The 21,305-nt window shown below is 68.3% G+C and carries 24 protein-coding genes; 3 read left to right on the forward strand and 21 right to left on the reverse strand.

Features of this window, described 5'->3' with window-relative positions; all coding sequences use genetic code 11:
• Positions 1 to 125 precede the first annotated feature (125 nt).
• Together SFB74_RS29255 and SFB74_RS29260 are read left to right on the forward strand one after the other, a co-directional pair.
• Complete coding sequence (locus SFB74_RS29255) at positions 126 to 1,238, forward strand: ABC transporter substrate-binding protein (protein WP_432727911.1); 1,113 nt, start codon at positions 126 to 128, stop codon at positions 1,236 to 1,238.
• 177 nt (positions 1,239 to 1,415) lie between these two features.
• Entirely contained in the window at positions 1,416 to 2,528 is a 1,113-nt protein-coding gene (locus tag SFB74_RS29260) for an ABC transporter substrate-binding protein (protein WP_432727912.1), read from the forward strand.
• A gap of 112 nt (positions 2,529 to 2,640) precedes the next feature.
• Here the strand turns inward: SFB74_RS29260 and SFB74_RS29265 are convergent, their stop codons facing one another.
• From SFB74_RS29265 to SFB74_RS29330, 14 genes are all read right to left on the reverse strand, one after another.
• Entirely contained in the window at positions 2,641 to 2,790 is a 150-nt protein-coding gene (locus SFB74_RS29265) for a hypothetical protein (RefSeq protein WP_019656389.1), read from the reverse strand.
• A 116-nt stretch (positions 2,791 to 2,906) separates the two neighbouring features.
• The gene (locus tag SFB74_RS29270; RefSeq protein ID WP_432727914.1) at positions 2,907 to 4,601 is read right to left on the reverse strand and encodes an MFS transporter; all 1,695 of its coding nucleotides are present in this window, start codon (positions 4,599 to 4,601) and stop codon (positions 2,907 to 2,909) included.
• Between the two features lie 176 nt (positions 4,602 to 4,777).
• Positions 4,778 to 5,425, reverse strand: a complete 648-nt coding sequence (locus SFB74_RS29275; RefSeq protein ID WP_432727915.1) for a 2-hydroxychromene-2-carboxylate isomerase — start codon at positions 5,423 to 5,425, stop codon at positions 4,778 to 4,780.
• Positions 5,422 to 5,697, reverse strand: coding sequence for a DUF1289 domain-containing protein (locus tag SFB74_RS29280; RefSeq protein ID WP_093304648.1), 276 nt, complete (start codon positions 5,695 to 5,697; stop codon positions 5,422 to 5,424). Before SFB74_RS29280 ends, SFB74_RS29275 begins: the two co-directional genes overlap by 4 nt.
• Positions 5,694 to 6,182, reverse strand: coding sequence for a YbaK/EbsC family protein (locus SFB74_RS29285; protein WP_432727916.1), 489 nt, complete (start codon positions 6,180 to 6,182; stop codon positions 5,694 to 5,696). Before SFB74_RS29285 ends, SFB74_RS29280 begins: the two co-directional genes overlap by 4 nt.
• 57 nt (positions 6,183 to 6,239) lie before the next feature.
• Positions 6,240 to 6,878 carry a homoserine/homoserine lactone efflux protein gene (gene rhtB, locus SFB74_RS29290; RefSeq protein ID WP_432727917.1) on the reverse strand — a complete coding sequence of 213 codons (639 nt, stop codon included), beginning with the start codon at positions 6,876 to 6,878 and terminating at the stop codon, positions 6,240 to 6,242.
• Between the two features lie 40 nt (positions 6,879 to 6,918).
• Complete coding sequence (locus tag SFB74_RS29295) at positions 6,919 to 7,839, reverse strand: hydroxymethylglutaryl-CoA lyase (RefSeq protein WP_432727918.1); 921 nt, start codon at positions 7,837 to 7,839, stop codon at positions 6,919 to 6,921.
• Positions 7,840 to 8,006: 167 nt separating this feature from the next.
• Complete coding sequence (locus SFB74_RS29300) at positions 8,007 to 8,303, reverse strand: acylphosphatase (protein ID WP_432727919.1); 297 nt, start codon at positions 8,301 to 8,303, stop codon at positions 8,007 to 8,009.
• A gap of 26 nt (positions 8,304 to 8,329) precedes the next feature.
• Positions 8,330 to 9,499, reverse strand: coding sequence for an acyl-CoA dehydrogenase family protein (locus SFB74_RS29305; protein WP_432727920.1), 1,170 nt, complete (start codon positions 9,497 to 9,499; stop codon positions 8,330 to 8,332).
• Between the two features lies 1 nt (position 9,500).
• Positions 9,501 to 10,727, reverse strand: a complete 1,227-nt coding sequence (locus SFB74_RS29310) for a CaiB/BaiF CoA transferase family protein (RefSeq protein WP_432727921.1) — start codon at positions 10,725 to 10,727, stop codon at positions 9,501 to 9,503.
• Positions 10,724 to 11,740, reverse strand: a complete 1,017-nt coding sequence (locus SFB74_RS29315; protein WP_093205894.1) for a Bug family tripartite tricarboxylate transporter substrate binding protein — start codon at positions 11,738 to 11,740, stop codon at positions 10,724 to 10,726. Before SFB74_RS29315 ends, SFB74_RS29310 begins: the two co-directional genes overlap by 4 nt.
• Before the next feature lie 31 nt (positions 11,741 to 11,771).
• Positions 11,772 to 12,170 (reverse strand): cupin domain-containing protein, encoded by a 399-nt coding sequence (locus SFB74_RS29320; protein ID WP_432727922.1) that lies wholly within the window; start codon positions 12,168 to 12,170, stop codon positions 11,772 to 11,774.
• Complete coding sequence (locus tag SFB74_RS29325) at positions 12,167 to 12,916, reverse strand: IclR family transcriptional regulator (RefSeq protein WP_126023744.1); 750 nt, start codon at positions 12,914 to 12,916, stop codon at positions 12,167 to 12,169. The genes SFB74_RS29320 and SFB74_RS29325 overlap by 4 nt, the downstream gene beginning before the upstream one ends.
• A 93-nt stretch (positions 12,917 to 13,009) precedes the next feature.
• On the reverse strand, positions 13,010 to 13,930 hold the full coding sequence (locus SFB74_RS29330; RefSeq protein ID WP_432727923.1) for a 2-hydroxyacid dehydrogenase: 921 nt from the start codon (positions 13,928 to 13,930) through the stop codon (positions 13,010 to 13,012).
• Positions 13,931 to 14,045: 115 nt separating this feature from the next.
• Between SFB74_RS29330 and SFB74_RS29335 the strand changes: the two genes are divergently transcribed.
• On the forward strand, positions 14,046 to 14,360 hold the full coding sequence (locus SFB74_RS29335) for an EthD family reductase (RefSeq protein WP_432727924.1): 315 nt from the start codon (positions 14,046 to 14,048) through the stop codon (positions 14,358 to 14,360).
• Between the two features lie 32 nt (positions 14,361 to 14,392).
• Here the strand turns inward: SFB74_RS29335 and yfcF are convergent, their stop codons facing one another.
• The 7 genes from yfcF to SFB74_RS29370 form a co-directional block, all read right to left on the reverse strand.
• On the reverse strand, positions 14,393 to 15,025 hold the full coding sequence (gene yfcF, locus SFB74_RS29340) for a glutathione transferase (RefSeq protein ID WP_432727925.1): 633 nt from the start codon (positions 15,023 to 15,025) through the stop codon (positions 14,393 to 14,395).
• A gap of 71 nt (positions 15,026 to 15,096) precedes the next feature.
• Complete coding sequence (locus SFB74_RS29345; protein ID WP_432727926.1) at positions 15,097 to 16,068, reverse strand: DUF4349 domain-containing protein; 972 nt, start codon at positions 16,066 to 16,068, stop codon at positions 15,097 to 15,099.
• Between the two features lie 74 nt (positions 16,069 to 16,142).
• Positions 16,143 to 18,149, reverse strand: a complete 2,007-nt coding sequence (locus SFB74_RS29350; protein WP_432727928.1) for an acetyl-CoA carboxylase biotin carboxylase subunit — start codon at positions 18,147 to 18,149, stop codon at positions 16,143 to 16,145.
• Entirely contained in the window at positions 18,142 to 18,816 is a 675-nt protein-coding gene (locus SFB74_RS29355; RefSeq protein ID WP_126023750.1) for a DUF4126 domain-containing protein, read from the reverse strand. The genes SFB74_RS29350 and SFB74_RS29355 overlap by 8 nt, the downstream gene beginning before the upstream one ends.
• Before the next feature lie 19 nt (positions 18,817 to 18,835).
• The gene (locus SFB74_RS29360) at positions 18,836 to 19,342 is read right to left on the reverse strand and encodes an SMI1/KNR4 family protein (protein WP_432727929.1); all 507 of its coding nucleotides are present in this window, start codon (positions 19,340 to 19,342) and stop codon (positions 18,836 to 18,838) included.
• Between the two features lie 5 nt (positions 19,343 to 19,347).
• Entirely contained in the window at positions 19,348 to 20,148 is an 801-nt protein-coding gene (locus SFB74_RS29365; RefSeq protein ID WP_432727930.1) for an enoyl-CoA hydratase/isomerase family protein, read from the reverse strand.
• Entirely contained in the window at positions 20,145 to 21,302 is a 1,158-nt protein-coding gene (locus tag SFB74_RS29370) for a dienelactone hydrolase family protein (protein ID WP_432727931.1), read from the reverse strand. Before SFB74_RS29370 ends, SFB74_RS29365 begins: the two co-directional genes overlap by 4 nt.
• Positions 21,303 to 21,305 lie beyond the last annotated feature (3 nt).

The following is a 21,305-nucleotide window of genomic DNA, read 5'->3' on the forward strand; positions in this document are numbered from 1 at the left end:
GTCACAAGGTCGGGGGCTGCGCAGGGGTTTGTCCTGATGGAATTCACGACACTTTCAGAAACAAATACCACATTTGTTTTCATGACAGCCCGAACCGGGCCCTCGCATTGCCTCGAAAGGTTTCCATGACGAAAACGCGCATGCTCTGCGCCACCGCACTGCTGGCCTTCAGCGCGCTCGGCGCGTCGGCCCAGATCGTGATCGGGCAGACCGCCGGCATGACCGGCTCGGTGGCGGCGAGCGTGAACGAGACCATCGGCGGCGCGCAGCTGGTGATCGACGCGGCCAACGCCCAGGGCGGCATCCACGGCGAGAAGATCGAGGTGCTGCGCATGGACGACGGCTTCGACGTGAAGCGCGCCAGCGAGAACGCACGCGTGCTGATCGAGGACAAGAAGGTGCTGGCGCTCTTCATGAGCCGCGGCACGCCGCACTCGCAGGCGATCATTCCCTGGCTCGACAAGTACGACGTGGCGCTCATCGGCCCTTCCACCGGCGCAATGGCGCTGCACAAGCCGCTGCAGAAGCACGTGTTCAACGTTCGCGCCACCTACCAGCGCGAGGCCGAGAAGGCCGTGCAGCACCTGCTGACCATCGGCCTCACGCGCATCGCGGTGGTGTACGTGACCGACTCCTTCGGCTCCGACGCGCTCGAAGGCGCCATGACCGGCTTCACCAAGGGCAAGGCCAAGCCCACCGTGACCATTCCGGCCGACCGCGACAAGCCCGACTACAAGACCATCGTGCCCGCCATCAAGGGCGCCGACGCGCAGGCGGTGGTGTGGATCGGCTCCGGCGTGGCCGTGGTCGATGGCATCAAGGCGCTGCGCGCCGCGGGTTCGGCCGCGCAGGTGGTCACGCTGTCGAACAACGCCTCCTCGGGCTTCATCAAGCAGCTGGGCGACGCGAGCCGCGGCGTGATCGTGACGCAGGTGTTCCCCAACGAGCGCTCGCTGGGCCATCCGATGGTGAAGGAAGCGCTGGCGCTCGCGCAGGCCAAGGGCCAGACCGAGCTGTCGCCCGCCGCGCTCGAAGGTTTTGCCTCGGCCAAGGTGCTGGTGGAGGCGCTTCGCCGCGCCGGCCCCAAGCCCACGCGGGCAAGGATGGTGGCCGCGCTCGACAGCCTGCGCGGCTACGACCTGGGCGGCGGGCTGGAGGTGAGCTACTCGCCGACCGACCACAGCGGCATCGATTTCGCGGACCTGTCCATCATCAGCGACGGTCGCTTCAAGCGTTGAGTCCCCGCCCCCAGAGGGCGAGTTGAACGGCCCGCCGGCCCGTCCGGCGGGCCGCTTTTTTTCGGGCGCTGGAAACCTTGGTTTGACAGGGTTTGCGCGAGCTAGCGATGCGTGACGTTCAGCAACACATTACACAGTTTCTGACAGAAGCACCGCTTCCTGGAAAGGCTTTGCTCGATGAAGAAGACGTTCACGTCCTGCGCCGTTGCGCTGTTCCTGGCCATGGCGGCGCCGGGTGCATCGGCCCAGATCCTGATCGGCCAGTCGGCCGACCTCTCGGGCCCCGTGGCGGCCAGCGTCAAGGAAACCATCATGGGTTCGCAGCTGGTCATCGACCAGGTCAACGCCCAGGGCGGCGTCAACGGCGAGCAGATCGAGGTCATCCGCATGGACGACGGCCTCGACGCCAAGCGCTCGCTGGAGAACACGCGCGTTCTCATCGAGGAGAAGAAGGTCGTCGCGCTGCTGCTGAACCGCGGCACGCCCAACACGCTCGCGGTGATCCCGCTGCTCGACAAGTACGGAGTGGCGCTGGTCGGCCCCTCCACGGGCGCGATGGCGCTGCACAAGCCGCTGCAGAAGAACATCTTCAACGTGCGCTCGACCTACCAGCGCGAGGCCGAGAAGGCGGTGCAGCACCTGCAGACCACCGGCATCCAGCGCATCGCCGTCGTGCAGGCCGACGACTCCTTCGGCAAGGACGCGATGGAAGGCGCGAACAAGGGCTTCGAGAAGGCCAACCTGAAGCCGGCCGTGGTGGCGCTTGCCGACCGCAGCAAGCCCGACTACGCGGCCATCGTGCCGCAGCTCACCAAGGCGAACGCGCAGGCGGTGCTGTGGATCGGCTCCGGCACCGCCGTGACCGACGGCGTGAAGGCGCTGCGCGCCGCGGGCTCGGCGGCGCAGATCATCACGCTGTCGAACAACGCGGCCTCGGGCTTCATCAAGGAACTGGGCTCGGCCAGCGCGGGCGTGATCATCACGCAGGTGCTGCCCTACGAGCGCTCCTTCGGCCATCCGCTCATCAAGGAAGCGCTGGCTCTCGCCAAGGCCAAGGGCCAGAACGAGCTGTCGCCCGCGCTGCTCGAAGGCTTCGTCGCCACGAAGGTGATGGTGGAGGCGCTGCGCCGCACGGGGCCGAAGCCCACGCGCGCGAAGCTCATCGCCACGCTGAACGCCTTCCAGTACGACGTGGGCGGCGGGCTCGACATCAGCTACTCGCCGACCGACCACACCGGCATCGACTACGTCGATCTCTCGATCGTCAGCGACGGCAAGTTCAAAAGGTAGCTCGCCCCCAGGCTTCGCGCACTTCGTGTCGCTTCGCCAACCCCCTACCGGGGGCAACACCTGCGGCCCGGCAAAGCCGGTTCCGCGGTGTTCCAGCCTGAAGAATCCGGGCCTACTTCGGCGCTGCGGCCGGTGCAGGCTCGTGCGTGGTGGTGTCCCCACCATGCTTCTCGCCCGACATGTCGACCTTGTCACCGGCCTTCGAGATCACGTACAGGGCAATGGCGGCGAAGATGACGAAGCCGACGACGAGTTTCCACATGGGTTTTGTCTCCTGGATGGTTCAAGAAAAAGGCCTCATGCGGTCGGCATGAAGCCTCTTTGTTGAACGGAGGGCGCGGCGCCCTCCTCTTTTTTTCTTCTCTTGTCCGTCGACGATCAGTCGTTGGCGTAGATGTCCACGTCCTTGGTTTCGCGGATGAACAGCGTGCCCACCACCAGCGTGATGCCGGCGATGATGATCGGATACCACAGGCCGTTGAACATGTTGCCGGTCGAGGCCACGATGGCGAAGGCGGTGGTCGGCAGCAGGCCGCCGAACCAGCCGTTGCCGATGTGGTACGGCAGGCTCATCGAGGTGTAGCGGATGCGCGTGGGGAAGAGCTCGACCAGCATCGCGGCGATCGGGCCGTAGACCATGGTCACCAGCAGCACCAGCCAGAACAGCAGCACCACCGTCAGCACCTTGTTCATCTTCGCGGGGTCGGCCTTGGCCGGGTAGCCCGCGATCTTCAGGTCTTCGGCCACGCCCTTCTTGAAGGCGGCGATTTCCTTGACGGAGTTCTCGTCGAACTTGGAGTTCACGACGTTGCCCACGGGAGCCTCGACCGACTTGTCGCCGATCTTCACGACGGCCTTCGAACCCGGCGCGCCGGCCACGTTCTCATAGCTCACCGAGTTCTGCACGAGGTAGCGCTTGGCGATGTCGCAGGAGCTCTTGAAGTCGATCTCGCGTGCCACCGGGTTGCCCTGGAACGAGCAGGTCGCCGGGTCGGCCGTCACCGTCACGCCGGCAGTGGCCTGCGCGCGGGCCAGGTCGGGGTTGGCGGCTTCGGTCAGCATCTTGAAGACCGGGAAGTAGGTGACCACGGCCAGCAGGCAGCCGGCCATGATGATCGGCTTGCGGCCGATCTTGTCCGACAGCGTGCCGAACACCACGAAGAAGGGCGTGCCCAGCAGCAGCGCGGCGGCGATCATCAGGTTGGCCGTGGTCGCGTCGACCTTCAGCTGTGCCGTCAGGAAGAAGAGCGCGTAGAACTGGCCCGAATACCAGACCACCGCCTGGCCGGCCGTGAGGCCCACCAGCGCCAGGATCACGATCTTCAGGTTCTTCCACTGGCCGAACGATTCGGCCAGCGGCGCCTTAGAGGTCTTGCCCTCGGCCTTCATCTTCTGGAAGGCGGGCGACTCCGACAGCGTCAGGCGGATCCACACCGAGATGCCCAGCAACAGGATCGACACCAGGAACGGAATGCGCCAGCCCCAGTCGTTGAATGCCGCCTCGCCCATGAACTCGCGCACGCCCAGGATCACCAGCAGGCTCAGGAACAGGCCGAGCGTGGCGGTGGTCTGGATCCACGAGGTGTAGGCGCCGCGCTTGCCGTGCGGCGCGTGCTCGGCCACGTAGGTGGCGGCACCGCCGTACTCGCCGCCGAGGGCCAGGCCCTGCAGCATGCGCAGCGCGATCAGGATCACCGGCGCCGCGACGCCGATGGTCGCGTAGCTCGGCAGCAGGCCGACGATGAAGGTCGACAGGCCCATGATCAGGATCGTCACCAGGAAGGTGTACTTGCGCCCGATCATGTCGCCCAGGCGGCCGAACACGATGGCGCCGAACGGACGCACCAGGAAGCCCGCCGCGAAGGCCAGCAGCGCGAAGATGAAGGCGGCGCCCGCATCCAGGCCGCTGAAGAACTGCTTCGCGATGATCGCGGCCAGCGAGCCGTAGAGGTAGAAGTCGTACCACTCGAACACGGTGCCTAGCGAGGAGGCGAAGATGACTTTCTTCTCCTCCGAGGACATGGGCCGGGGGGCCGGATGCGGCACTCCCCTCGAATCTAGTGTGGCTGCCATTGGTCGTCTCCTGTGTATGCGTACATTCGTTCCCGGCATTCGGGACCGTGAGGCATTCTTGGAGGCGCGACTGACCCGAGCCTTTCGCGAAACTGAACCGGTGCTTACGGATTAGGGTGAAACCCGCGCAGCGCGTTTCAGCTTGTAAGAAATCGGACCCTTGCGCGGGTTTGTACTCAGGCCGGCTTGCTGCCGCGCAGCAAGGCCGGGCGCTGGTCCGCCGAGGCCCATTGCGGGCCGTCGAACCAGTCATCGCCCTTCAGGTATGCGCGCAGCATCTGCAGGCCGTCGAAGCCCCAGAACAGGCGGCCGTCGACCACGTAGGCCGGCGTGCCGAAGACGCCCTGCTGCAGGGCTTCGTCGGTGTTGCGCTTGAGCAGGGCCTTGCTCTCGTCGCTGTTCGCGTCGCGCTTCGGCTCGAGCTGCGCGGCGAGCGCGGCAAGGCGCGCGGCGTCGCCGGCCTCCTCGCCGCCGCGCCATACGTGGCGGAAGATGGTCTCGGCCGCGAGGCGGCTGATGGTGCCGTCGTCGCCGGTGGAGACCGCCAGCCGCAGGTGCGGCAGCGGGTTGTAGGGATGCGAGGCGGGCATCTGGATCTCGATGCCGTTCGCATGGCCCAGCCAGAGCACGTGGCGGTAGGTCCAGCTGCGCTTCGACGGAATCTCGGCCGGGCCCAGCTGGCCATGCTGCTTGAGCAGCGCGCCCAGCAGCACCGGCTTGTAGGCCACGCTGTAGCTCAGGCCCTCGAGCGCCTCGGGCAGGTGCTCGAAGGCGAGGTGCGCGTAGGGCGAGATGAAGTCCAGATAGAAGTCGATGTGCTTCATGCGTGCCTGTCTCCTGTGTCGCTCGTGCCGTCCGGAGCCCGCCAGATGCCGGCCTTGGCACGCAACTCTATCGCGCGCCACACGTGGCGCCGCGTTTCGTCTTCCATCCTGCTCCAGCCCGCGATCTCGGGAATGGTGCGCAGGCAGCCTTCGCAGAAACCGCTCAGGCGGTCCATGCGGCAGACCGACGAGCACGGCGAGGGCACGTCTTCCACCATGGCCTGCACGGCCACGGCGCGTTCAGCAAGCGTCTCGGCTTCCGCGAAATTCACACCACGTCGGCCACCGGCGCGCCGGTGAGCTTCTCGAGGTCGTGCGGGCGCAGCTGGAACACGGCGTGCGGATGGCCTGCGGCCGCCCAGATTTCCTCGAAGCGGAACAGCTCCCGGTCGATCAGCACCACGGGCTGCGTCAGGTGGCCCACCGGCGACACGCCGCCGATGGTGAAGCCGGTGCGCGACTTCACGAAGTCGGCGTCGGCGCGGCCGGTCTTGCCGACCAGCGCATCGACCTTCTTCTCGTCCACGCGCTTGTCGCCCGAGGTGATGACCAGCACCGCCGACTCGTCGCTCTTGCGCCTGAAGATGATGCTCTTGGCGATCTGCCCGACCGAGATGCCGAGCGCGTCGGCCGCCTGCTGCGCGGTGCGGCAGGCGTCGTCGAGCATGCGTGGGGAGTGGGGATGGCCGGCATCCTGCAGGGCGCGGGAAACGCGCTGGACGCCTTCGGGGAGGGATTGGAGTTCAGAACCGCACATGGATTCGAATCTATCAGGCTGTCGCCAGACTGGCGGTAGAGCGTCGTCGAGCGCCGCTCAGGCGCTGCGCTTGAACATGAACAGGAACGCACCCATCGCCATCAGCACGCCGCCGAAGACGCGGTTCTGCGCACGCCGGGCGCGCACGCTGCGAAGCATGCCCTGCAGGCGCGCCGCCAGCCAGGCGTAGCCGTGCATCACGGTCACGTCGACCATCACCGTCGTGGCCAGCAGCACCAGCAGCTGCAGCCACAGCGGCCGCGTCGGCTGGATGAACTGCGGCAGCACGGCCGCCATGAAGACGATGCCCTTGGGGTTCGTCACGTTGGTCAGGAAGCCGCGCAGCACGCGCTGCGAGGCCGTGAGGTCGGGCTCGGCGGATGCCTCCTGCGCATCGCCTTCAGCCTTCGCGACGGGCGCGCGCCACTGGCGCCAGCCCAGCCACAGCAGGTAGCACGCGCCGACCACCTTGATGACCGTGAACGCGGTGGCCGAGGCGGTGAGCACAGCGCCCACGCCGAGGCCGGCCACCAACAGGATCACGGCGAGCCCCAGCTGGAGCCCGACGATGGTCGCCGTGGTGCGCCGCACGCCGTAGCTGAGGCCATGGCTCATGCTGAGCACCGCGCCCGAACCGGGCGATACGGCGATGACGCAACTCGCCACCAGGAATGCGAGCCAGACATGCAGGTCCACGCTTGTTCCTCTTCTTTCTTCTTTCGGTTTGCGATGCGCCTCAGCCGGCGCGCTTGGTGCGGATGGCCTTCGAGGCGCGGGAGTTCGGCTCGCGGCCCAATGCCTCGCTGATGTAGACGCCCGCGTCGATCAGCTTGTCGAGATCGATGCCGGTCTCGATGCCCATGCCTTGCAGCATGTAGACCACGTCTTCCGTCGCCACGTTGCCCGTCGCACCCTTGGCGTAGGGGCAGCCGCCCAGGCCGGCCGAGGACGACTGGAAGTTCCACACGCCCAGCTCGAGCGCCGCCAGCGTGTTGACCAGCGCCTGCCCGTAGGTGTCGTGGAAGTGGCCGGAGATGGCGTCGACATCGAAGTGCGCCAGCGTGGCTTCCATGGCCGCCTGCACCTTGCGCGGCGTGCCCACGCCGATGGTGTCGGCCACGTCCACGCGCTGCACGCCGATGCCCTTCATCAGCTGCGCGAGGTAGCCGACCTTGGCGGGCGCGATCTCGCCCTCGTAGGGGCAGCCGACCGTGCACGACATGGCGCCGCGCACCTGGATGCCCTTTTCGAGCGCCGCGGCCACCACCGGTGCGAAGCGCTCGATGCTCTCGGCGATGGAGCAGTTGATGTTCTTCTGGCTGAAGGCCTCGCTCGCGGCGCCGAACACCACGATCTCGTCGGGCCATTCATCGCGCGGCGCGGCAATGGCGGCCTCGAAGCCCTTCATGTTGGGCGTGAGCACCGAATAGCGCACGCCGGGCTTGCGCTGGATGCCGTGCATCACCTCGGCGTTGTCGGCCATCTGCGGCACCCACTTGGGACTCACGAAGCTGGTGACCTCGATCTCCTTCAGGCCCGCGTCCTGCAGGCGGTGCACGAGGCCGATCTTCACTTCGGCGGAGACGGGCTGCTTTTCGTTCTGCAGGCCGTCGCGCGGGCCGACGTCGACGAGGCTGACTTTGGTGGGGAGTTTCATGGGATGTCTCTTGTATCGCAGGAGGATGGAAGACCGCCTCCGATTGTCGGCCACATGGAAATACCCTGCCTGGTACACAAGCGGCGGAAGGTAGCAATGCGTGCCTGCGGAGTTGCAAATGGTGCCAGCCGCGCGGCGCCGACGGCCTGAAGGGCCGGACAGGCCGGCTAGACGGTTTCGCGCTGCTCGAAGCCTTCGGGCAGGTCGTCCGCCGGCGTGGCGCCGACCATGTCGCCCAGGTCCACGGCATCGACGCGTGCGCCGTCCGGCCCGCGCCGCGCCCAGCGCACCAGGTCTTCCACCGCACCGGGCTCGCCCGCCGCGAGCGCCTCCACGCTGCCGTCGCGCCGGTTGCGCACCCAGCCGCGCACGCCGAGCCGCCGCGCGGCCTGCACCATCGACCAGCGGTAGCCCACGCCCTGCACGAGGCCGCGGATCACGAGATGGCGGGTGACGGTGTTCATGGCTCGAGAGAAGAGATCAGTAGAGATCAGTACGACTTGGGCAGCCCCAGCGCCTTCTCGGCGATGAAGTTCAGGATCATCTGCGGGCTCACCGGCGCGATGCGCGGGATGTAGCTCTCGCGCAGCAGCCGCTCCACATGGTATTCCTTCGCATAGCCCATGCCGCCGAGCGTGAGCACGGCGTTCTGGCAGGCGTCGTGCGCCGCCTCGGCCGCGAGGTACTTGGCGGCGTTGGCCTCGATGCCGCAAGGTTCGCCCGCGTCGTAGAGCGTGGCGGCCTTGAGCATCATCAGGTCGGCTGCCTCCAGGTTGGCCCACGCGCGCGCCAGCGGATGCGCCACGCCCTGGTTCTGCCCGATGGGCCGGCCGAACACGACGCGCTCCTGCGCGTACTGCGAGGCGATGCGCAGCGCCGCACGGCCGATGCCGATGGCTTCCGCCGCGATCAATATGCGCTCGGGGTTGAGGCCGTGCAGGATGTACTCGAAGCCCCGCCCTTCCTCGCCGATGCGGTCTTCCTCCGGCACTACGAGCCCGTCGATGAAGAGCATGTTCGAGTCCACCGCCGCGCGGCCGAGCTTGTGGATCTCGCGCACCTCGACCTTGCTGCGGTCCAGCGGCGTGTAGAACAGCGTGAGGCCCTGCGTGGGCTTCTTCACCTGGTCGAGCGGCGTGGTGCGCGTGAGGATCAGCATGCGGTCGGCCACCTGCGCGGTCGAGATCCAGATCTTGCGCCCGTGCAGCAGGTAGCCGCCATTGGGCTGGCGCACCGCCTGCGTCTTGAGGCTGGTGGTGTCGAGCCCCGCGTCGGGCTCGGTCACCGCGAAGCAAGCCTTCTCGGTGCCTGCGATCAGCGGCGGCAGGAAGCGCTGGCGCTGCTCTTCGCTGCCGAACACCACCACCGGGTTGAGCCCGAAGATGTTCATGTGCACCGACGACGCGCCCGACATGCCCGCGCCCGACGCGCTGATGGCGCGCATCATCAGCGCCGCCTCGGTGATGCCGAGCCCCGCGCCGCCCTGCGCCTCGGGCATGGCGATGCCCAGCCAGCCGCTCTCGGCCACGGCGCGATGGAACTCGTGCGGGAACACGGCGCGGTCGTCGTGGTCGCGCCAGTAGTCGATGGGAAAGTCCTCGCAGAGGCGTTCGATGGCGGCGACCAGCGAGCGCTGGTCTTCGTTCAGGGAAAAGTCCATGTCAATCCTTGGCTGTGTCGGGTTGCAGCGTCACGCCGCGTTCGAGCATGCGCTCGATGGCCTCGTCGCCGTAGCCAGCCTCGCGCAGCAGCTCCACGCTCTGCTCGCCGATGCGCGGCGCCGGGCGGCGAATGGCGGCCGGCGTGGCGCTGTAGCGGCCGACCGGCGCGAGGGTGCGGATGCGGCCCTCGCTCGGGTGGTCGAGCTCGGGATAGAAGCCGACGGCGCGCAGGTGCGGGTCGTCGAGCAGGCTCTCGGTGCTGTGCAGGCGCGCGACCGGGATGTCGGCGCCGGACAGCGCGGCGAACCATTCGTCGCTGGTGCGCGTGGCCATCACCTCGGCCACGAAGGCATAGACCGCGCCGATGTTCGCGGCGCGCGCCGTGTGCGTGCCGAACATCGGCGAATCGCGCAGCTCCGGCCGGCCGATCACGTCGAAGAAGGCCTGCCAGTGCTTGTCGTTGTAGATGAGCACGCTGAGGTAGCCGTCGGCCGTGGCGTAGGGCTTGCGGTGCGGCGCGAGCAGGCGCGCATAGCCGGTGGGCCCGAGCGGCGGCTCGAAGCTGTGCCCGCCGAGATGGTCGCCCATGACGAACTGCGACAGCGCCTCGAACATCGGCACCTCGACGGCCTGGCCCTTGCCGGTGCGCTGGGCGTGCAGCACGGCGGCCAGCAGCGCGATGGCGGCCTGCAGCCCCACCGCGCGGTCGGCCAGCGTGACGGGCGCGTAGCGCGGCGCGCCGCCGCTTTGCTGCGCGAACAGCGATGCAACGCCGGCCGCGCCCTGGATCAGGTCGTCGTACGCCGGCTTGCCCGCATAGGGCCCTTGCTCGCCGTAGCCGAAGGCGCCGAGGTAGACGATCTTCGGGTTCGCCGCCGACACCGCCTCGTAGCCGAGCCCGAGCCGCGCCATCGCCTGCGGCCGCGTGTTGTAGATGAGCGCATCGCTGCCCGCCGCGAGCCGCAGGCAGGCTTCGCGGCCCTCGGGCTGCTTGAGGTCGAGCACGATCGAGCGCTTGTTGCGGTTGAGGTGCATCGCCATCGCGCCCATGCCGGGGTTGCGCATCGGGCCGACGGCACGCAGGTTGTCGCCACCGGGCGGCTCGATCTTGATGACGTCGGCGCCGAGGTCGCCCAGCGTCTGCGTCGCATACGGCCCCATCACCACGGCCGTGAGGTCGAGGATGCGGATGCCCTGCAGCGGCCCTGTCGATCCTGTAGCGCTCATTCCGGCTGGATCCCCGCGGCCTGGATCAGCTTCTTCCACTTCGCCAGCTCCGACACCGTGAACGCGCCCAGCTCTTCCGGCGTGCTGCCGAAGGCGTCGAAGCCCAGCTTCGCCACGCGCTCGCGGAAGACCGGGCCGTTCGCCATCTCGGCGAGCGCCTTGTTGAGCTTCAGCACGATGTCGCGCGGCGTGCCGGCCGGCGCGAACACGCCGTTCCACGAGGTGATGTCGAAGCCCTTGAGCTCGGGCGTGTCGGCCAGCGGCGGCAGTTCGGGAAAGAGCTTGGTGCGCTCCTGCGTGGTGACGGCGATCGCGCGCATCTTGCCGGCCTTCACCGTGGCGAGACCCGCCGCGAGGTCGACCACCATCATCGACACCTGCCCGCCGATCAGGTCGGCGATGGCCGGCGGCGTGCTCTTGTAGGGCACGTGCAGCATCGGCACGCCGCTCATGCGCGAGAGCGTGGCGCCGCTCACGATGCCGGTGCTGTTGCCGCTCGCGTAGGTGAGCTTGCCCGGATGCGCGCGGCCCCAGGCCAGCAGCTCGGCCACGCTCTTCACGGGCAGGTCGTTGTTCACCACCAGCATGAAGGGCAGGTTGCCCATGCGGCTCACCGGCGCGAAGTCTTTCACCGGGTCGTAGGGCAGCGACTTCATCAGGCTCGGGTTGGCCGAATGCGTGGTGTTGGTCGTCATGAACAGCGTGTAGCCGTCGGGCGCCGCCTTGGCGACGTACTCGGCCGCGATCACGCCGTTGGCGCCCGCCCTGTTGTCGATGATGACCGAGGCCTTCAGCGCCTCGCCCAGCATCTGCCCCGTGATGCGCGCCACCGCGTCGGTGCCGCTGCCTGCGGCGAAGGGCACGACGATGCGTATCGGCTGCTTCGGGTAGCCGTCCTGCGCGAAGGCCCAGGGCATGGCGCCCGCGAGGCCGGCGGCGGCGCCGATGGAAATGAAACGGCGACGGTTCGCCATCGCGGCCGGTTGCCCGGTCGCGTTCTTCGTTGTCTGCATGGTTTGTCTCCGGTTGTAGTGCTGTCGGTTCTCAGGGCCGGATCACGCGCTCCGGCGATTCCTCGTAGGGCGGGCTGTAGATCACCAGCACGCGCACCGGCTCGTCGCTCACCACGGTGAAGGTGTGCATCGCGTCGGCGGGAAAGAAGCAGCTGTCGCCCGGGTGCAGTTCCTGCCGCTGGCCGCCCACCTCGGCGACCGCGCGGCCCTCGAGCATGTAGCAGACCTGCTCGATGCCCGGGTGGGCGTGAGGCAGCGCGCCCTTGCCCTTCTGGATGTGGCCGACCAGCACCTCGAGCTGCTTCGCGCCCACGGTCTCGGGGCCGATCAGCCGCTTGTTCAGCGTGCCGGTGTGGTTGGCGGGGTGGTAGCCGGCGATCTCGGCCTCGCGGACGAAATAGCGGGGGGCTGCGACGGTCGTTGCTGTCATCGGGGGCTTTCGTTCTTGGGTTCGATGGCGAGGCAGGCGGAGCGCAGCATCGCGGCGATCTCCTCGATGCGCGCCTCCATGCGGTAGCGCGGGCCGGCGACGGAGATGGCATAGGCCTCGCCGCCGATGCGCAGCGGCCATGCCAGGCCGATCAGGTCGGGAATGCTCTCGCCGAGGTTGCCGTACCAGCCGCGCGTGGCGGAGCGCTGCAGCTCGGCCTCGATGGCGTCGGCGGTGGTGAGCGTGGCGTCGGTCAGCGGCGCGAGCGTGGCGCCTTCGAGCAGCCTGCGGCGCTCGTCGGGGTCCAGCGTGGACAGCAGCGCGCGGCCGATGGAGTTGGCGTAGGCCGGGCGCGTCTCGCCCGACTCGGCCGTGTAGCGGATGCTCTGCGGCGCGCTCAGCACCTCCAGGTACACCACCTGGCCCGCATCGCGGAACTTGCCGAAGACCACCGTCTCGCGCGCCGCGTCGCGCAGTTCCTCGAGCGTGGCCTTCACCCGGTCGAGCACCGGGTCGTGGGCGGCGATGACCTGCGCCATCGCGAGCAGCCGGCCGGTCGGGTAGTAGCCCTGGCGGCGGCCGGTCTCGTACATGTAGCCCTGCTCCTCGAGCGTGCGGATCAGGCCCAGGCAGCTCGACACCGGCATGTCGAGCAGCCGCGCCATCTCGGAAAGAGCCAGCGGCTGCTTCTCCCGGGCGAAGAGCTCGACGATCTCGATCACCCGAAACGCAGTTTTCACAGTCATGAAAAGATTTTCATACTTGTGAAAAACATGTGTTTCAGGGTTTCCCCTGCCCGCGATGCATTCCGGCGGGCCCGGAGGGAGGACGCGCCCCCGTCAGTAACCGCGCGCCGGATCGACCACGCCGGCGATCGGCAGCCCCTGCTCCATCGCGCGGATCTTCCCGGCGATCTGGGCAATGGACTCCTCGCGCAGCGTGCGCGCCGAGCCGTGCGGCGTCACGGTGATCTTCGGATGGCGCCAGAAGGCGTGGTCGGAAGGCAGCGGCTCGACCTGGAACACGTCGAGCGTCGCGCCCGCGAGCCGGCCGGCGTCGAGCAGCGGGATCAGGTCGTCTTCCACCAGGTGGCCGCCGCGCGCGATGCTGATGAGATAGCCCTCGGGCTTCAGCTTGCCCAGCGTGTCGCGGTTGAGGATGCCGCGCGTCGCCTCGGTCAGCGGCAGCAGGTTGACCAGCACGCGCGTGGACGACAGGAACTCGTCGAACTGCGACTCGCCGCTGAACACGCGCACGCCTTCGATCTCCTTCGGCGAACGGCTCCAGCCCAGCACCGGGAACTCGAACTGCGCCACGGCCTTCGCCACGCGCTCGCCGAGCACGCCCAGGCCCATGATGCCTACGGGGAAGTCGCGCCGCAGCTTCGGCTTGCGATAGCTCCACTTGCCCTCGCGCGCATCGGCCTCGTAGGCGTCGAACTCGCGGAAGTGGCGGATGAGCGTGTGGCAGACGTATTCGGCCATCTGCACCGACATGCCCGCGTCGTCGAGCCGCACGATGCGCGTGTGCGCCGGCACCTTCAGCTTGAGCAGCGCATCGACGCCCGCGCCGATGTTGAAGATGCCGCGCAGCTCCGGTTGCTCGTCGAGGAACTCCTGCGGCGGCGCCCACACCACGGCATGGTCGGCCTGGGGAGCGCCGGGCTTCCAGGCTTCGATGACGGCATCGGGGAGTTCGGCCTTCAGGCCTTCGATCCAGGGGTCTGGGCGGTTGTCGGTGAGGTAGACGGTGATTCGCATGGGCACGCATCTTAGGGGCCGCCCACGCGACACGCAGAGTCGCGCCCGGCTCGCCCTCGGCTTGTGCGGGCACTGGCCATCTCCTATGCTCGAACGCCCAAAGGAGACACTGCCCATGATCAAAGTCAGCGTGATGTACCCCCACACCCCCGGCGCCCGGTTCGATCACGACTACTACCGCGACAAGCACATGCCCATGCTCAAGGCCCGCATGGGCGATGCATGCCTCTCGTACACCATCGACAAGGGCCTGGCCGGCGGCGCACCGGGCTCCGCGCCCACCTACGTCGGCATGTGCCACGTGTTCGCCGAATCGGTCGAGTCCTTCCAGAAGGCCTTCGGCCCGCACGTGAAGGAGATCATGGGCGACGTGAAGAACTACACCGACATCGCGCCGGTGATGCAGATCAGCGAAGTGGTGGTGGGCTGACGAAGCCCCGTCGCCGTCCCGTCACCGTCTCGTCAGCGCGGCGGCCGCTCCAGCGCCACCCAGCGCTGCACCGATGGCCGCTGCCACTGGCGGTCGGCGTAGGAGGCCAGTCGCTGCGGCACGGCATCGCCGTTCATGACAAGGCGGTTGAGCATCAGCGCCAGGTCGACGTCGGCGATGGACCACTCGCCGAACAGGTTCTCCGCGCCATCGACAAGCAGCGACTGCGTCACCTGGAAGAGCGTCTTCGCCGAACGGTGCGCCGCCGCCGACAGCGGCACGCTCGCAGGGCCGTAGAAGATCACCTCGGTCGAGCGCTCCTGCCGTATCGGCATCAGGTCGCTGCGAAGCCAGGCCTGCAGCTGTCGCGCACGCGCCCGGCTGCGCGGTTCGGCGGGGTACAGCGCCGTGCCCTGCGAAAAGGTCTCCTCGATGTACTCGGTGATCGCCGAAGACTCCGACAGGGCGAAGTCGCCATGCACCAGCGTCGGCACGCGCTGCGTGAGCGACAGCTGCGAGAAACCCGCCGCCCGATGCTCCAGCGCGCCCAGGTCGACGGCTGTCATGTCGAAGCCCAGCTGCTTTTCATGCAGCGCCACGAACACCGACATGGCATAGGGGCTGGCGTACTGGGCATCCACGTAGAGACGCAGCGGATCCGGCATCGGAAAAGGCTCCTGGGGTAAGAAAAAGGGCCTAGAACAGAGCCCTCCCCGATCTTACTTACTCGGCCGCGTCATTTGGTTGCAGCGCGGCGGCGGCGCCACAGAACGCGCACCAGCCAGCCCACTGGCAAAACCATCAGCACCAGCCACGGCAGCACCGCCGCGATGAAGGTGATGAGCGAGCCCACGCTCTCCGCCAGCACCGCGCCCGCATTGCGCAGCGCATGCCCCATCGGGCTGTAGCCGTCGCCGCTGCTCACCAGCGCGCGCTTGGCCGAGAACTGGATCTGGATGTGCTGCTTGCTGGTCTGCTGCGCCAACACCTTGCGCTGCGTGGCGATGGCGTCGAGTTCGGCCTGCGTGTCCGACAGCGTGCGCTGGATGGCCAGCAGGTCGGTCATGGTGCGCTTGGTGACGGTGTCGCGCAGCATCGTGCGCAGGCTGTCGCGGAACTCGGTGCGGTTCTTGATGCGGGCCTCGACGTCGATCACCTCGGCGGTCTTGTCCTCGCTGGTGGTGGTGTGCGAGACCACGTTCGCCACGCCGGCCAGGCCGCCGAGCAGCTTGTCGACGTCGGCGGGCTCCACGCGCATCTCGAGCATGGCGTTGCCGGGCTGCTGCGGCGTCTCGCGCAGCAGCGAGGACGACAGCAGCTCGCACTTCAACGTGCCGCACAGGTCGCGCACCTTGCCCCAGGCATCGGCGAGCTGCTCGGCCGGCACCTCGACATTCAACTCCTGGCGCACGGCCAGGAAGCGCTGCAGGGGCGTGCCGTCTTGCTGCTGGTCGGAGGCGGAAGGCGCGGAGGCCGGCTCCGCCGAGCGCATGCGCTGCTCCTTCATGGCCATGCCGCCGCCGTAGCCGGCCGCTGCCTGCATGGGCGCGGGCGGCGGGGCCGATTCGGCGAGCACGCCGGCCTCGCCGCTGTTGCGGTTGCAGCCGGCCAGCGACAGCGCGGCCGCCAGGGCCAGCAGGGCGATGCCCGCATGGCGACGGGCAGAGAAACGGGGCAAACTGGGCAAACGGGGCAGGCGATAGGTCATGGAACGATTCCCTCGAGTGATGACTACCGCAGCTCATACGGGCGAGCGCCCGCAACGGGGTTAACTTTTTTTCGTCAGGCCGCCACCGCCGCGCTCATCCGAAGCAGTTCGTCGCCCTCGGCCACCTGCTCGCCCGGCGCGAACATCAGCTCCTCCACCGTGCCGTCGGCCGGCGCGGCGATGGTGTGCTCCATCTTCATCGCCTCCATCACCGCCAGCGGCTGGCCGCGGCTGACCTTGTCGCCGGCCTTGACCGCGAAGGACACGACCTTGCCGGGCATCGGCGCCGTGAGGCGGCCGCCTTCGGCCTGCGTGTCGCCGGCGTGGGCCAGGCGGTCGATGGCGGTGATCTTCGTGGCCCCCTTCGATGCGAAGACGTGCGCGGTGGCGCCATCGAAATGCACGTCGAGCGTCTGGCGCGTGCCGGCGAACTCCACCTCGAACTCGCCGGTCGGGAATTGGCCGATGACCAGCGGACCTGCGGCGCCGCCGGCCTCGAGCCACAGGCTGCCGTCGCGCTTGTAGGTCAGCACGGCGGTCTGCTCCGCGCCGCGGAACTCGAAGTCGAAGTGGCGCCGGTACTCGCCCAGCGAGCGCCAGCCGTCGCGACGCGCAAAGGGATCGGGCACCTTCGCGGGCCATTCGGTGATCAGCGTGCGCGTGATGGCTGCGGCAGCCGCCAGCGGCAGCCCCAGCGGCTCGCGGTCGAACAGCACGGCGCGCTCGCGCTCGATCAGCGCGGTGTCGAGGTTGGCCTTCGAGAACGACTGCGTCGCCAGAATGCCGCGCAGGAACTGCACGTTGGTGGCCACGCCCACGATCTGCACCTGCGCCAGCGCCGCGTCGAGCCGCGCCAGCGCTTCCTCGCGCGTGGAGCCGTGCACGATCAGCTTGGCGATCATCGAGTCGTAGAAGGGCGAGATCTCGCCGCCCTCGCGCACGCCGTCGTCGATGCGCACGCGGCTGCGCTGGAAGGCGGTGGCAGAAGGCTTGCGGTACACGCGCAGCGTGCCGGTGGCGGGCAGGAAGTTGTTGTCGGGGTTCTCGGCGCAGATGCGCGCCTCGATGGCGTGCCCGTGGATCTGCAGTTCGGCCTGCTTCGCGGGCAGCGTCTCGCCCGACGCCACGCGCAGCTGCCATTCGACGAGGTCCTGCCCCGTGATGGCCTCGGTCACGGGGTGCTCCACCTGCAGGCGGGTGTTCATCTCCATGAAGAAGAAGTTCATCTCACCGCCTTCGCGCTGCTCGACGATGAACTCGACCGTGCCCGCGCCCACATAGTTCACCGCGCGCGCTGCAGCCACGGCGGCCTCACCCATCTGCTTGCGCATCGCCTCGGTCATGCCGGGCGCAGGAGCTTCTTCAAGAACCTTCTGGTGGCGCCGCTGCACCGAGCAATCGCGCTCGAACAGGTAGACGTAGTTGCCGTGCGTGTCGCCGAACACCTGGATCTCGATGTGGCGCGGGCGCTGCACGTACTTCTCGATCAGCACCGCGTCGTCGCCGAAGCTGTTGATGGCCTCGCGCTGGCACGAGGCGAGCGCGGCGGCGAAGTCTTCCGCCTTGTCGACCGCACGCATGCCCTTGCCGCCGCCGCCGGCGCTGGCCTTGATGAGCACCGGGTAGCCGATGCGGTCGGCCTCGCGCTGCAGCAGCTGCGGGTTCTGGTCGTGGCCGTGGTAGCCGGGCACCAGCGGCACGCCGGCCTTTTCCATCAGCTGCTTCGACTCGGCCTTCAGGCCCATCGCCTTGATGGCCGAGGGCGGCGGGCCGATGAAGACCAGGCCCGCGTCGGCGCAGGCCTGCGCGAACTCCTCGTTCTCGCTCAGGAAGCCGTAGCCCGGATGCACCGCCTCGGCGCCCGTGGCCTTGGCGGCCTCGAGGATCTTTTCCCAGCGCAGGTAGCTGTCCTTCGGGGCGCTGCCGCCGAGGTGCACCGACTCGTCGCAGGCGCGCACATGGTTGGCGTGCGCATCGGCATCGGAATACACGGCGACGGTGCGGATCGCCATGCGGCGCGCGGTGGCGGCAACACGGCAGGCGATTTCACCGCGATTGGCAATGAGGATCTTCTTAAACATTCGGAGTGTCTCCCGGAGGATTCTTTTTCAGTTGAAACGCCGGCACCACGCCCGGATCGGGCCGGCCGCTGAAGATGCGGGCCACGCGGGCGAACAGCGCCTTGAGGAAACGCCAGCTCTTGCGGATGAGCCACACGCTCGCCACAAGCACCAGCACGAACAGCACGAGAAAGACGAAGGGATGCGCCACCGCGAGCCACAGCCCGGCGGGCACCATGGTGTCTTCGGCCAGCGAGGCGCCGACGTTCGAGAACGGCTCGGGCGACGTGTTGATGGCCGCGCGCGTCGTGGCCTTGGCCGCATGCGCGGTGGCCGCGAAGCTGCCACCCAGCAGCGCCGCGACGATGGCCATCACGCCATGGTCGACGCCGAACACGCTGGCCGCGAGCGCCGCGCCGGCCGGAATGCGGATCGCCGTGTGCACCACGTCCCACAGCGAATCGAGCCCGGGAATCTTGTCGGCGAAGAACTCGATGAACACCATGAAGCCGCTGGCCGCGATGACCACCGGATGCGCCAGCATCTGCAGCCCGCCCGGCAACGGCACCCAGCCGAAGTAGCCGGCCAGCCCCGTCAGCAGCACGACCAGGTAGAGCCGCACGCCGCTGGCCCAGCCGATGGCGGCGGCCAGTGCGAGCAGCTGCGGCATGTCGAGGCTGGTGTTCATGGCGGGGCCCCTTCTCTCTTCAGTCGAATTCGACGGTGCCGGCTTCCATGGAAGCCACGAGTTCCGCGAGCCATGCCTCGACCGACGCCTGCTCGACGGGACGGTCTTCATCGGCCTTCCAGAAGGCGACGAGCTGCCCCGGCAGGCCGCCGCCCTCGGCATCGATGTCCACGCACAGGTAGCTGCCGCCGCCGTTCGACAGGAAGGGCACCCAGCCGCGCCGCCATGTGGCGGGGTCCTCGAAGTCGGTGCCGATCATGTCGTCGAGCATCTCCTTGGTGTCGGCGATGTCCTCGAGCGCGCTGAACATGCGGTTGCCCTGCAGGCTGTCGAAGCTGCTGTTCGGCTGACCATTGCGCCAGCGGTAGAGCGCACGGAAGGCCTCGGGCAGCTTCAGCGAGAACTTCGCCTCGAAGGCGTCGAGCGCGCCGTCGTCCACGCCGGGCTGCAGCAACGCGTGGTAGTCCGGCCGACGGGCGGCCAGCCATGCGTCCATGCGCCCGATGAGTTCGCGATGCTGCGCCATGCCGCTCAGGCCTTGTTCGCTTCCAGCCACGAGGGCTTGCGCTTCTGCAGGAAGGCCTGCACGCCCTCGCGGCCTTCGTCGCTCGCGCGGATGTCGGCAATGCCCTCGACGGTCTGAGCGATCAACGCATCGTCGATCTCGCGGCCGGCCACGTCGGCGATCAGCTGCTTGCAGGCTCGCACCGCGGCGGGACTGGCACCGGTCAGCGCCTTCACCAACTCGTCGACCTTGGCATCGAGCGCATCGGCACTCACCACTTCATGCACGAAGCCGATGCGATACGCCTCGGCCGCCGTGAAGCGCTCGGCCGTGAGGAAGTAGCGCTGCGAGGCGCGCGTGCCCATCGCGCGCAGCACGTAGGGGCTGATGGTCGCGGGCACGAGGCCGATCTTCACTTCGCTCAGGCAGTACCAGGCGCTGTCCACGCTCACGGCCATGTCGCAGGCCGCCACCAGCCCCATGCCGCCCGCGTACACGTCGCCTTGAACGCGCGCGATGGTGGGCTTGGGACATTCGGCAATCGTGCGCAGCATGTCGGCCAGCTTGCCCGCGTCGGCGATGTTCTCGTCGCGCGTGTAGTCGGCCATGCGGCGCATCCAGTTGAGGTTCGCACCCGCGCAGAAGGCAGGGCCGTTCGCGCCGAGCACGATGGCCTTGACCTGCGTCGCGGCGCCGGCCTCGGTGAAGGCCCGCGTCAGTTCGGCGATGACGATGTCGTCGAAGGCATTCCGTGCGTCGGGCTGGTCGAGCCAGATGCGGGCGATGGCGCCGTCGAAGCTCAGCTGGAGTTTGGTGTATTCGTTCATGGTGTCGGTTTCCAGACGACGTTGCCGTCGACTGCATAAAGCTGGCATCCGCCGGCCCGTGCCTTGCGGGCGCAGCTTTCCATCGCGCGGCCGCGCGGGTCTTCTCCGCCCCAGGCGGAGCCCCAGCCGCCCTGCGCGCTGGCGGCGAAGGCGCGGGGAGATGTCTTGCCCAGGAAGACGCGGTACGCATCCAGCGCGGCCGCGCTCTGGTCCGGCAGGTGCTCCATGGCGTCCAGTGCCGCATAGCCGCTGGCAGGCATCGGCGGCTCGGCTTCGTAGCGCGCGAACTCGGCGCGCGGCTCGTCGGGCAGGCCGATCTCGCGCAGGAACTTCGCGACCTCGGGCTGCCAGATGCGCGCGCCATCGGCGGCGCCGAACATCGAGTGCGAGTCGCCGCCGAAGGTGCCGAAGGCGATCAGCCGCGCCTTGCCGCCCGCGGCGGTGTAGCTCTCGTGCATGCCCTTCCAGGCGAAGGGCGGAAAGTAGCTGTCGTTGTCGCCATAGAACCAGAGCGAGGGAACATGGGTCTGCTTGCCGTAGCTGCCGGCCGCGCCGATCAGGCCCTGCTGCCAGGCGACGCACTGCTCCTGCTTGAGTCCGCCGGCGAAGTCGATCAGCCCCTTCACGCCCGGATAGTCCAGCGTGCCGAAGGCCAGCGTGGTCCAGCCGCCATGCGACTGGCCCGCCACCACGATGCGCGTCTTGTCGGCCCAGGGCTGCGCCGTCACATAGTCGAGCACGGCAGCAACGTCACCGGCCTGTTCTCGGCCGTTGCTCTCCACATTGCAGCCGCCGCCGATGTAGCTGCCGGTCGACTTGGAGAAGCCCTGCCGCATCGGCACCACCACGGCGTAGCCTCGCGCCAGGAAGAAGCGGACCGCACCCAGCGGCCGGTAACGGCCCTGGAAGCGCGGATCGCCGTTGGCCTTGCCGTGGTTGATCACCGCGATCGGAAACGGCCCTGCGCCATCTGGCTGGTAGATCGTGGTCTCCAGCTCGGTGCTGAACAGGCCCGACTTCTTCGGCACCATCACCACCGATTCCGGCAAGGCTGCCGCGCCCATGGCCTGCGTGCACGCCAGCGCGGCAGCGGCGAACCCGAGCAGGGCCGCGATCCGCCGGGCGTGCGAGCCGATGGTGCGCGCGAGCCTCATCGC

Origin of the sequence: Variovorax xiamenensis (assembly GCF_050916385.1) — a bacterium.
GTDB lineage: Bacteria > Pseudomonadota > Gammaproteobacteria > Burkholderiales > Burkholderiaceae_C > Variovorax.